The sequence below is a fragment of the Chryseobacterium sp. SIMBA_029 genome (assembly GCF_046535275.1).
Taxonomy (GTDB): Bacteria; Bacteroidota; Bacteroidia; order Flavobacteriales; family Weeksellaceae; genus Chryseobacterium.
The window spans coordinates 525,403-538,137 of sequence record NZ_JAWRXA010000001.1 but is presented as its reverse complement, the minus strand read 5'-3'; the positions used below and the strand labels follow the sequence as shown (position 1 = coordinate 538,137).

The window sequence follows — 12,735 nt, the reverse complement described above, 5'->3', positions numbered from 1 at the left end:
CCAACTGATTTTTTTCTTAAGTTTACAGCTGCGGAATCTAATAAGATCAAGTTATACAATTTGTAACCTATACCATATGAAATCAACCGTTCAATTATTAAGAGAAGAAAAACATCTTACTCAAACTGAACTTGCTGAAAAGGCAGGACTTTCGTTACGGACTATACAACGGATGGAGGCGGGAAATACTCCTAGAGGTTTTACTTTAAAAGCATTGGCCGCTGCATTGGAGGTTGATCCTCAAAAGCTTATTGAAAATAAGGAAAGTGCGGAGGTTGACAGAGCGAAATTAATTAACCTTTCTGCTTTGGCAGGTGTTGTTATTCCATTTGGTGGCATCATATTTCCGTTATTGCTGACGTATAAAACAAAGGATTCGAAAAGTAAAGAACTTGGAAAAAATATTATTGGAATACAGATTATTTTGGCATTTATTGTCTCTGTTGTAATGATCATCAGCCCGTTTATCCAGAAAGTATATCCTGTACGATTTCCATTATTTATCATTCCACTGATAGGATTTATTTGTGTAAAGATAAGCGTAATCATTCTGAATGGTATTAGTTTAAACACGAAAGGTGATCTTCGCATAGGTTTGAAAACCAGTTTTTTATAAATGCAGTCATAGGATTGACGTAATAATGACGTATTGTTTTTGCAGGAATATTGATTTTTAACATCGAATCTTGCAGAAAAATAGATCATGAAATTAATAAAAAAAATTACAGTAGCTTTTTTAATTGTTTTGGTGTTGATAATTACAGTTGGATATTTCTATTTCGACAGAAAATTTACTCCAGAATCTAATTATTTAGAGATAAAAAATGAAAGCGGAAATATTCCTGTAACGTGGTTAGGAAATGATAAGAATGTTTTGCTTTTACCTGTTCGTGTTACAGGAGATACTGTGACTTATTATCTGCAGTTTGATACAGGACATTCTTATACCGTATTGTATGCGGAAGCAATAAAAAATATAAAAGGAATTTCAGTTCATGAAGGATTGGCTACAGTTTCATTGACTATAGGAAAGACAAAAATTTTCTCAGACCAATTCAAAATTGTTAATAATGGGAGAGAAGATGATAAAAATACATCAACAAAAATAATAGGAACACTGGGGGCGGACATGCTTGAAAACAGGAAAACCCTGATTAATTTTAAAGAAAACCATATTGTTTTTAATATCTCTGAAACACCGGAACGTTTCAAAAATAATCTTATTGATTTTTCATTTAAAAAAAGACATATCATAATTCCTGCCTTGTTAAAAGGAAAAACAGAGAAATTTCTGTATGATTCCGGAACAAGTGCTTATGAATTACTGACCTATCAGGAAGTTTGGGAAGATTTAAAATTACCCCATGCAAAAGTAACCAAGGAAAATGTACGTTCATGGAACAATACATTGACTGCTTTTTCTACAACGTGCAATCAAACAATACAATTCAAAAAGACAAGAGTTCCGTTGAGTGAAATTACGTATGTCAAAGGGTTTTCCAATACTCAATACCTACTTATGAAATTCTCAGGCATGACCGGAATGCTAGGGAATAAAATATTTCTAAAAAACAGTATTTATATTGATTGTATAAGCCGCAAAATATCAATTGAATAAAGTTGCTGTTAAAAAGGTAGCGGTCTGTATGATTTATTTTATGTTAGGAGACATATAAAAAGTGATCATATTGCATGATGAAGTATATAGGAACGGGAATGCAAATTATTCAAAACATACATAAAGTTTTACAGAATTTATTTTAGAAAATTTAACTACATTTAGGCTTGAAATACAAAGGCTAAAGTATTGTATTTCAATTTAATTTTAGGGCAAGGTTGAGCTGACTCATCCTTTTTTACAGTATCAGGCTCTGAACCATTGGTTATAATCTTCAGATCGACCTATTAAACATAGTATTGCAGATTCTGTAAGATCATTATTAATAATTTACAAAAATAAGTATGAATGAAAATCAAGCAGACTCAATTAAAATGCGCTCCTTAAAAGTAGGTTTGCCAATAATGAAGGCTAAAGTTTAAAATTCTATAGTAGTAATTCGAAGGCCTAAGTACGGTTTTACATCACATGGATTTATTGCTAAAATGGCAGCTTTTTCAATTGAATTTTAGTAATAAATTAGAGTTTTGTGCCTCAATTTTCCGTATAAAAGCAGAGCTTATAAATCTTAATAGTCATTGTAGAAAGACAGTTTACAAACTTTATACACAAATAATTTAAAAATGGAAATACAATATAAGACAGAAAGGCTCTTACTAAATGAATTGTCCTTAAACGATACTGAATTTATAAATGAATTAGTCAATACCCACGAGTGGGTACAATTTATTGGCGATAGAAATATAAGAACAGAAGAGGATGCAAAAAATTATGTTCAAAGAATAATCGACAGTCCCAATATTAATTATTGGGTAGTGAAATTAAAAAATGATAATCTTCGCATTGGAATTATCACTTTTATTAAACGAGATTATTTAGAACATCACGATATTGGTTTTGCTTTTCTACCAAAATATGCTAAAAACGGGTATGCCTTTGAAGCTACTGTCACTGTTTTAAATGATGCAATAAATAATAATCATGAGCAAATTCTTGCAACGACTGTAACGGAAAATATAAACTCAATAAAATTATTAGAAAAATTAGGTCTTAGGTTTGAAAAAGAAATGGAAGTAGGAAAAGATTTACTGCTGATATATTCTATTAAAGCGGATAATTTTTTGATTAATCAAATCACAAAAGTTTTTTTTAATTTGTTTACCAACATAAAGCAAAGTAAACCTGAATTAGAAAAAATAAATGATATATGTTTTCCCGAGACCATTATTATTAAAAAGAGTAAAGACAACGAAGAAACTTTTAACATTGAAACTTTTATTAGCCCAAGAAAAAAAATCCTTTCTGACGGAACACTTACAGAATTTGAAGAATATGAAGTAGCTGAAGAAACAAAAGTGGTTAATAATTTGGCGCAGCGTTTTTCTAAATATCAAAAGAAGGGATATCTTAATGGTGAATATTTTGAAGGAAACGGAAATAAGTTTTTTCAGTACATTAAAACTACAAAAGGCTGGAAAATAAATGCCGTAATTTGGGAAGATGAAAATAATTAGACAGATGCAGAGTAACTGATGCCGTTGCTCAATCCAAAATAGCCTGAAAGGTTTTCTTTTTACGAATGGACAAGAAAAGCCGTTACATCAGTTGCAGATTAGGCTTTATCACTTTGACTCTGGATCCGGTGGCCCATTTTTAGTGAAATTTCAATACGTTTTAAGTGTCTTTTTTCTATATCATTTTTTATCAATTTATATTCCGGTCTCCAGTAAGATACCGGCTTGAGCTAAAGCCTTTTTAGTACCAATCATAGCAGTGGTACGGGCTTCCGAAGCTAATGACAAATCATCTACCCAAATATGGATTTTAAGGCGGACAGAGCTTTCCCCGAAATCATTAATATTTATACCTGGCGCAGAACTTTTAGAAATATTTGGATTTGTAGACAATTCCTCAGCAATTACTGCTCTCGCTACCTCCAAATCGGAGTCATAAGGTACACCAATTATAAATTCAATACGCTTACGTCTATCCTGCATCGTCCAGTTGATCAAATGTTGAGAAAGCAAATCTCCATTGGGAACAATAATATCTGCGCCATCTGCACTGTGAATTTTACTGGAACGAATACCAATTTCTTTCACCAGCCCGGCTTTTGTTCCGATTTCAATCTGATCTCCAATTTGTATTGGTCTTTCAAAAGCGATGATTACACCAGAAACCAGATTGTTGATAATATTTTGCAACCCAAACCCAATACCAACACCTAATGCTCCCAGCATAATTGATATACGATCCAAAGGAATTCCCGCTGCTGCAATGGCAACAAGAAATCCTACTGAATAAATAGCTAATCTCACCAATAACATCATGGAATTTAAGCCATTTCGTTTACCTTCAGTTACCGATTTCTCATATCCGAAAAAGAAATTAATAAACCCTGAGATCAGTGATGAAATCCAAAGGATGATAAAAAAGATAAGGACGCTGGCTAATGTGAATTTGTAACTGCCAATGGCTCTTTCTTCATAAAAGAAATTGGTCGAAAATTTTGTCAGCAAATCATAATATCCTAAACTTCTTACAAAGGCAACAAAGAATGCCAAACAGGCAAGTATCCATAAATTACGTTGTATACGGTGCTGAATTTCTTTAAAATTAATGTATTCCGAAATTCTACTCGATTGAAAAGTTTCTGTCTGTAAATAAATAGCCTCAATAACAATTCTACAAAATACCTTTAAAACAACGCCATATACTAAACATTGTACGGCAGTAATTCCAAATGTTTTAGCAAGAGTTAAGCGGCCTGTTATATTAAATAGAACTGATAAAATAATTTGAAAAAGTACGAAAATAATTAATGCTCTTGCTACCGGAGATTCTTCCAAAATCCTGAAAAATTTCTCCTTCGATTTTAAAAGGAACACACAAATAGAAATCATAATAATCCCTAGAAATAATAAAATCAGGCGCTCTCCGTAAGCTGATTCTAATAATAAATCGTCAATAGCATATCCTGTCCAAATGATTACAATACCTGTCCAAATTATTTTAAAAGGTTGATTGATAAAAGGCGCAATTAAAAAATATAAAACAACAATTCTAAAAAACTCACAGAAATGCAAAAATGACATTGGAGGGTTTCCAAAAAACAGAGGCATATAGGTTAAGAAACAGAATATTGAAGAAAGCCACATGCTTCTTCTAATCAAATTACTAAGACTTAAAATGGCAACGCTGTCTTCTTGTTTTTTTATTCGTCTAAGGTTATAAGCAAGCCAAAAGGTAAGCCCGATAAAGATGAACAAAGTAAAGATAATGACCCCTGTTCTGCTCTTCAAATAAATGGTGATGATCTTAAATGAACTTGTTAAAGTATTGGTAACAACAGTATATAAGCTATTTTTGTAAGATTTTGCTTTCAAATTAAAAAGACTCGCTTCTTCAGCAGAAAACATATCCATTTTCTTAGCGATCGCCATATAAGTCATATCAGAAACCAAATCGTTGGTTTGATACGTGCATACAGAAACCTTACTGTTCCATAAATTTATACTTGCTAAAATTTTCTTTTGTTGGTATTGTAATTTTTTAGCGTTGGTAAGAAGTTCATTAACTTGTTGATTTAAAACAGGATCATTACTGCTAATATGCAACTCTTTATCACCCAGTATTTTATCAATTTCAGTATTACTCTGATTAAGCCTTTTTTGATAATCCGATAGTTTCTTTTGGTAGGCATCTAATTTTTCTGTAGCCTCTTCCAATAAAATAATAATGGTATTTAAACTTCTGACATTCATATTCTTACTTAAAGAATCAAATTTATTTTTGAAGCCAGAAATGCCTTTTTCAATGGGGGGTACTTCTCTTTCGATACTTGTTAAATCGTAATTTTTCTTTAACAGGAAGCTATTTCTATCAATTAAGAGACTATAGTTTTCTATCTTATTTACTAAATTAGGTATCTCTAAATCGGTAAGGGTATCTTGTACCACTTTTACATCTATCTTTTTCTGAGCCATTGCTAATTGAAAGGTAAACAGCACAACAAGGGAAAGAAATATTTTTTTTAACATCATAAACTTTTTTGAAAGTTATTATTGTGTAATTGTGTAAATATTTGTGTAAGGAAAATTGTGCCAAAAGTATTCTTAAAGACTTCAATGTACATTTCTTACTATATTAATGGTTCAACGTATCATAGATGTATACCATTTTTGACCGATTTACATTAGAGATTGGCAGCTATTGATAGAACAGAAAACATCATAAAACTGAGGTGTTTTGAATTTTTTTGAAACATAATTTATAATTGGAAATCCATTTTTCGAAAAAAAGGACAAATCTATAAAAGATAGATTTGTCCCAATACACAGCCCTTAGCAGGCATATTTTCAAATTTTTTTATTCCAGCAGTTTTTGAAAACAGCTCTTGATAATATTACTTTTTCTTCTTCAAAAAAAAGATGCAGGAATTCTTTCTGCCAAAAATGAACTTTTCCCAGATAAAAAATCCATCTGTTGGAATTGAAATAATTAATATTATCTTCTTGTATAATTTCTAAAACCTCTTTTTTTGTTTTACCAGTAAGATTTTTGTATTTATTTGACATAATCTAAAATGAAAAATAGACTTTTTGATGTATTTATAGAATTATACTGAATTTCTCGTGGTGAGTAAATGTTTTCTTCCATTTTGCAATCGTATTCCGGCTTATATTAAATTCCTTTGCTACTTGTGAGTTGTTATATTTTCTCTCTTTTTGATGTCTTAAAATTTTAAAAATCGTAGATTGATCGTATGATCTGTGTTTTTGATTGAATTCAAATGTTTTCTTGTCTTCATGAGTAAAAACTAGCTGATTTAATTTAATAATATCTAATTGTGACAAGGTATTCTTTTCTAATAAAGAGCTGCAAAGATTATATTTTTCGGGATACTTTCTTAGAATAATATCATGGTAGATTTTTTTATAATCAGGTGTTCTTGTAGTCATGTGTTTTTTTGATGATGTTTTTAGAAAAATAAAACTTTACTTTTCATTATTACTGTACTTAGAAATCCATTTATAAAGGGTGGTTTTTGGGATTTTATATTCTTCGGCTATCTGAAGTTTTGTTTTTTCACCAGTGTTTATTAATTCCAAAATGAATTCCACTACCTGTTTGGTATATATATTTTTACGGAACTTTGGAAGATGAATGGCTTCAGTTTTTATTCTGGTATTAGAATCTGATCGGATCTCTGGCGAAAACAGAATAAGATGCTGGCTGTACATTCTGAAAAAGTCATATTTCAAGAGCTTACACCATTGAAGAAGAACTTCTGCATCCATACTTTCCTCCTCGTACATTTTATATATTTCATTTACAGAAGTTTTATGGAAATTACAAATGCGGCTAATAGAAATTTCTTCTTCTTCAACTCTATTTTTAATGCATTTGCCAATATGGATATTTTTAAAATCAAATTTCATTGCATATTTAATTTAAAAGAGGAAAGAAGAGCTTTTTGCAGTTCTCCTTTCCAATTTTTTTTATGGGTAAAGTTTTTATTTTCTGTTTACCATGATGAATCAGTGATATTAAGTATTTTATAACACTGTTTTTGGGTATGTATCAGATGATTCCCCGGAGTTACAAGTTTAATTTATCTTAATCTCTGTATTAAAATCAAACTTCTGTAAGAGTTACCTGTACCTGGAGAAGCTGATGATGAAACAGTAAAATTACTATTTCCTGGCTGTACTGAGAAATCTAATGTCTGTGAAGTAGCTCCTGTAATGTTAATATAATCATCAAAATAATATACTGAGGTTTGGCTGGAATTGTTGGAACCATTTATTATAGAGTATTCATTATTGTTAACTATCGCTTTTATAAAAATATTGTTATTAGCAGATGCTAATGCAAAACTTCCAACAAGCCTTACCTGTACTTTATATACTCCAGGCGGAAGATTTATTTGATCTGTTGTTCTGGTGAAAGAACCATTTGTGCCTGCTCCTGGAGAAACCCCTTCCGATATTGTCGCTCCAACAATTGTATTGATAAAGTTAGGAGCTGCATTTGGGGCATTCCCCATTTCTGTCGCATCATCGTTTGCATTAAATCTAAGAGCAGCTTGTGTCCCCGACGAATATGTTGTACCATTAAGTCCTATCCTTAGAATCTGTCCTTCAACGGATACACTATTATTTTTGTAAATATCTCCATTGCCATCAATAACTAATCCGGAAGCAGATGTACCTGCAGCCAGCGTTGCAAGGTTTTCAAATCGTACAGGTCCTGTATTTGCATTAACGTGCAGTGGTCTTTGCGGTAGAGAAGTACCTATCCCGACATTTCCGGCAGAATTAATTCTGAAGCGTTCATTTAGAGATCCTCCTAAAGAGTTACCGATATAAAAATCTTCTTCAGAACCAGTTGTTGAAGATGCTCCTGTACGTATACTTCCCACACCCCAGTTGGCGCCTCCTGATGTAGGTCCGTCATTTGTAAAGCCTAATAAAGAATAATTACCTGTAGCTAAAGGTGAAGTATTTCTTAAAGCAACCAATGCATATTGATTGGTTGAAGAGGGAGCATCTATTAAGTTGTACCTATTAGCCTGCACAGTCGGTGCAACAACATGCAGTTTTGTAAGTGGTGCAGTGGTTCCTATTCCTATTCGATCATTCAATGCATCTACAGACAAGCTTGAACCATTTACAGAAAATGAATTAGTAGTGGTTCCTCCGGTAAAGGCTAATGTTAAACCTCCCTGGTTAACAGTTCTGTTCGCTGATAAAGTACCATTATTTGTATAGATACTTGTATCAACAGTCGATGCACCACCACCGATTGCCTTCCATATAGTTCCATTAAAGTAATAATATCCGAGTGCAGTAACTTCTATTACTTGAGCCAAACTAGGGATTGTTCCGGTGGGAGTAGTAATATCGTTTACAAAAACGACAGCAGCTGTCTGAGGTGTGTCATAGGTACCAGCTGTTTTAGCTGCTAATTGCTGCTTACTGATTCTTGGAGCAATAATTCCGTCAGGAATTGTTGTAGTACTTGCTTTGCCTTGCACATCTAATGTTGAATTGGGAGTTTGGGTATTAATTCCTACTTGTGCCTGTGTACTTACCGCTGCCAGCAATACAATGGAAATAAATATTTTTTTCATAGATTTTGCATTAAAATTCTGAGGCGAAATTAGCGTAGAAATCCTGAAAAATATTAAACCGGCAAGTAGCAATATTTGTTAATACTTGTCAATATTTGTCAACTGGTTTAAGGTATTGAATATGAATGTTTTGTGGTGCTTTTTTTTTGTTAAATTCGTCATTTATAAAGGGCCTAAATATGTGTTTTTTATAGATTCATAAACCAAACGTACATATTTTCATGAGTAGCGATACCCAGTTTTTTCCGTATTCTGTATTTTCTACTTTCAACAGAATTTACAGATGTATTTTTGAACCTTGCAATTTCCTTGGTATCAAAATTCAATTTGATTAGTGCGCAGTATTCCAGGTCGAGATGAGTCAACTGTGGATTTATTACCAATAGATGCTGATTGAATTTGGGATACAATTCTAAAAATTTCAGATGAAATGATTTATCATTATTTTTAACCCGTTCAATAATAGTGCTTAGATCTTGAAGCTCTGTATTGTCATGTTGTTCTAAAGAATGAAGTGTATCAAATTCATTGGGGATTAATTTTTCTTCTTTGAGTTCAACAGTTGCAGCTTCTTTTTCTCCTGTTTTTTTCTTTTGAAAGAAAAATAACCAACAAACTAATATTGTGACAAACACTGTGAAAACAATTATAATAAAGATATTATTGACAGGCTGTTCTTTTTTTTTCGGCTCTGATGGTACTTTTTCTACAGTTTTCTTGTCGGCAAGTAAAAGACTGTCTTTTATTCTGCTGGATTCTGCAAGATAAAATGCTTCATTTTTATAATCTCCACTGCCTTGATACGCTTTTGAAATACCTGAGTAAGATGCTGCTAATTCTGATGGAAGCAGCTTATATTCTTTAAAAAGTGCTATGCTCTGATTAAAATACTCAATCGCTTTGGGATAATTTTTCTTTTCAATTTCAATTTGTCCCCTGATTCTATAATAGGGTATAAAACTGGCTTTATTTTTTTCATCTTTCATAAGCAGCGGAAATTCATCTAAATATCTTTCCGCCTGAGGAATATTATTTTGATCTAAATATTCTGCTCCTAAAATTGCAGCATATTTAGCAATATAAATCTTTCTCATAGGATAAATGCTACTTATTTTTTTAGATTCCTCGTAAGCTTTATGAAAATAAAATAGAGCACTGTCATTTTTTACTGCACCTACACCTACACCTTCACTATCGCTAATGTTGCCTATTTGATAATAGATAGCTGATTTACTAGCATATTTTTTATCATTTGCCAGAACTTTGTCAGTAATTAATAACGCTTTTTTAAAGCTTTTTCTTGCCTTTTGAAAATACCCCAATTCAGTATTGATGTCTCCCTGAATGATCAGCAAATTAGACCAGTTTAAATAGCTGTTAGATTTTTCTGCCAGTTCAATGCCTTCAGGTATTTTCTTTAGGGCTTCGCTATAATTGCGTTCATCCAGATAAATTCCCGCTAACTTTACGATAGAGTTAAGCTGTCCTTTATCATAACCTATATCTTTAGACTGATAATACATTTCAGTACATAACCTCAGCATTTCTTTACTGCCTTTTTCTGCGTAAGCATTTTTATCGCTAACTATTGTCCATAAACTGTCAATAGAGGATATCTCTTTACTATTTTGAGCAAAAGAAAGAGCAAAATGGAAGAAAAGAAGAAATAATATGAATTTATATCGCATAAATTTTCAATGTATTAAAAGGGCCGAAAGATACGCGAATGGCTTTAATTAGCTGTTAAACTAACTTAACACTATGATAGCAATACCTGTCAATAAGTATCAAATAATATTATTAGTTAAAAATAAGAAATAATATATTGTAATTTATAAAATGTTGATGTGTTGGTTCATATATTCAGCATTATATAATAATTAGTTAAGTGATAATTATAAAATCATAAACTATCATGGGGTAAAAATGAGGCTGAATTAAAAGTACATAAATTCAATTATTTGTATTACAGGATATTGTAAAAGTCACAAAGTTTAAAACTAATATATTAGGCAAGATTAAATGAAAAAGGAATTAATAATTAAATATTAAAAACGTTCTTCTAACTAAACATATTATTCCGCCACATTTTTTTTCAAAAAAGCATTCTGCGTTCATCTGCTATTATTCTTCGTTCATGTACTTTTATTTGCTCAGTCTGCATCAGAGGAATATCTTTACTAAAGCATTAAAAATTTGTGTATTGAAAATAATTAGAAGAATATCAACCTATTGGAAGATTCAGCTTATTGGATGGTTTTCGGTTTCATTTTATTGGGGATTCTCAGCATTTTTTACAGGTAATTTTAGTTGGAAAATAGGAATATTAGATTTCATATTGGATGTATTTATAGGTATTTCATTGACACATATGTACAGGAATTTTGCGATAAGAAAGGGTTGGAATAAATTAAATCTGAAAAAGCTGGTTCCAAAAATTGCAATCAGTGTTTTGATACTTTCTTTACTATATATGTTTTTGATTGTCGGTAAACTCTATCTGGTACGGCTGTTTATTTTAAAAAGTACTATGATTTCGTTCATCGAGTTTTTCAAATCTATGGAATTACAGATTTTTATTACAGGTACCAGATTAATGTCTATTTGGTTATTGGCTTACCATCTTTTCCATTATTCAAGACTTGAAATTGCAACGGTGAAGGAAAATGCACAGTTATCACTTAAAATAAAAGAAGCACAATTGAATAATCTGAGTGCACAGCTTAATCCGCATTTCTTTTTTAACTCATTAAATAATATAAAATTTCTCGTATTAGAGAACCCAAATTCTGCAAGAAGGGCAATCGATCTTTTGTCTGAACTGCTTAGGAATTCCTTAAACAGCAATGTAGAGAGATTAGTGCCCTTAGAGGATGAAATTAATCTTGTTAAGGATTATCTTGAATTAGAAAAAATACGATTTGAAGAACGGTTGCAAATAAGAATGGAGATCAATGCAGAGATATCAAAACACCAGATTCTGCCTTTGAGTATTCAGTCCCTGGTTGAAAATGCAATAAAACATGGAATTGGAAAAAGGAAAAATGGCGGATTTATTATGATAAAAATTGAAGAAGAAAGCAATTATATAAACATCAGTGTCCAAAATCCAGGAAAACTGAGTGATGAGATTAAAGATTCGGGTATTGGATTGAAGAATCTCAAAGAGAGGCTATTATTACAATACAATGGAAATGCCTTTTTTGAGATTAAAGAGAACACAGATGAAACGGTTTTGGCAACTATTTTACTCCCAGTCAAATGAAAAAAATAAAAGTTATAATAGTAGATGATGAACGTTTATCACGGGAAGAACTGAAAAATACATTAAAAGGGTATGAAGACTTTGTTCTGATCGGTGAGGCTGAAAATGCTGATGACGCTAAGAATTTGATTGAAACAGAAATGCCTGATTTGCTGTTTTTAGATATTCAGATGCCGGAAAAATCCGGTTTCGATTTATTGGAATCCTTAGATCATGTACCTGCAGTACTTTTTATTACAGCTTATGACCAATATGCCGTAAAAGCATTTGAGGTAAATGCGTTAGACTATCTTATGAAACCTATAAGAGAGGAACGCTTTGCAAAAGCAATTACAAAAATAAGAGATTCTATACACCAGAAATTTTCTTTAAATAATGTGGCAGCCAAAGACCGGAAGATTTTTATTAAAGATGGGGAAAAACGATTCTTTATCCAATTAGATGAAATTTATTTAATTGAATCACTTGAAAATTATACCAGACTTTTTTTTCAAGGTAAAAAGGCACTTCAAAGACGTTCACTTCGCCAATGGGAAGAAATGCTGGATGAAAATATCTTTTTTAGAATAAACAGGACTGAGATTATTAATATTGAATATATCCAAGAAGTAAAACAAATAACTGGAGGTCGCTTAGTGGTAAAATTAAAAACAGGAGAGCTATTGGAAGTTTCAAACCGCCAATCTGTTAAGCTCAAAAATATAAATAAAATCTAAT

General features: G+C 31.7%; 11 protein-coding genes. 5 read left to right on the top strand and 6 right to left on the bottom strand.

Going from position 1 to position 12,735, the window contains the following annotated elements; genetic code table 11:
- Positions 1–76 precede the first annotated feature (76 nt).
- The 3 genes from SB679_RS02585 (at position 77) to SB679_RS02575 (ending at position 3,132) form a co-directional block, all read left to right on the top strand.
- Positions 77–616 carry a helix-turn-helix domain-containing protein gene (locus SB679_RS02585; protein WP_410700674.1) on the top strand — a complete coding sequence of 180 codons (540 nt, stop codon included), beginning with the start codon at positions 77–79 and terminating at the stop codon, positions 614–616.
- An 87-nt stretch (positions 617–703) separates the two neighbouring features.
- Positions 704–1,618: a hypothetical protein gene (locus SB679_RS02580; protein ID WP_410700673.1), complete on the top strand. Its 915-nt coding sequence runs from the start codon at positions 704–706 to the stop codon at positions 1,616–1,618.
- Positions 1,619–2,241: 623 nt separating this feature from the next.
- Positions 2,242–3,132 carry a GNAT family N-acetyltransferase gene (locus SB679_RS02575; RefSeq protein WP_410700672.1) on the top strand — a complete coding sequence of 297 codons (891 nt, stop codon included), beginning with the start codon at positions 2,242–2,244 and terminating at the stop codon, positions 3,130–3,132.
- 195 nt (positions 3,133–3,327) lie between these two features.
- Here SB679_RS02575 and SB679_RS02570 read toward each other — a convergent pair whose 3' ends face one another.
- The 6 genes from SB679_RS02570 to SB679_RS02545 form a co-directional block, all read right to left on the bottom strand.
- Entirely contained in the window at positions 3,328–5,661 is a 2,334-nt protein-coding gene (locus SB679_RS02570; protein ID WP_410700671.1) for a mechanosensitive ion channel domain-containing protein, read from the bottom strand.
- Between the two features lie 315 nt (positions 5,662–5,976).
- Positions 5,977–6,195, bottom strand: a complete 219-nt coding sequence (locus SB679_RS02565) for a hypothetical protein (protein ID WP_410700670.1) — start codon at positions 6,193–6,195, stop codon at positions 5,977–5,979.
- A gap of 33 nt (positions 6,196–6,228) precedes the next feature.
- The gene (locus SB679_RS02560; RefSeq protein ID WP_410700669.1) at positions 6,229–6,579 is read right to left on the bottom strand and encodes a helix-turn-helix domain-containing protein; all 351 of its coding nucleotides are present in this window, start codon (positions 6,577–6,579) and stop codon (positions 6,229–6,231) included.
- A 36-nt stretch (positions 6,580–6,615) separates the two neighbouring features.
- A complete protein-coding gene (locus SB679_RS02555) occupies positions 6,616–7,059 on the bottom strand; it encodes a transposase (RefSeq protein WP_410700668.1) in 444 nt (147 codons plus the stop codon).
- 173 nt (positions 7,060–7,232) lie between these two features.
- Complete coding sequence (locus SB679_RS02550) at positions 7,233–8,753, bottom strand: hypothetical protein (protein ID WP_410700667.1); 1,521 nt, start codon at positions 8,751–8,753, stop codon at positions 7,233–7,235.
- Positions 8,754–8,941: 188 nt separating this feature from the next.
- Positions 8,942–10,441 (bottom strand): tetratricopeptide repeat protein, encoded by a 1,500-nt coding sequence (locus SB679_RS02545; RefSeq protein WP_410700666.1) that lies wholly within the window; start codon positions 10,439–10,441, stop codon positions 8,942–8,944.
- 515 nt (positions 10,442–10,956) lie between these two features.
- Here SB679_RS02545 and SB679_RS02540 point away from each other — a divergent pair.
- Together SB679_RS02540 and SB679_RS02535 are read left to right on the top strand one after the other, a co-directional pair.
- Positions 10,957–12,018: a sensor histidine kinase gene (locus SB679_RS02540; RefSeq protein ID WP_410700665.1), complete on the top strand. Its 1,062-nt coding sequence runs from the start codon at positions 10,957–10,959 to the stop codon at positions 12,016–12,018.
- Complete coding sequence (locus SB679_RS02535; protein WP_410700664.1) at positions 12,015–12,734, top strand: LytR/AlgR family response regulator transcription factor; 720 nt, start codon at positions 12,015–12,017, stop codon at positions 12,732–12,734. The genes SB679_RS02540 and SB679_RS02535 overlap by 4 nt, the downstream gene beginning before the upstream one ends.
- Position 12,735: the final 1 nt, after the last annotated feature.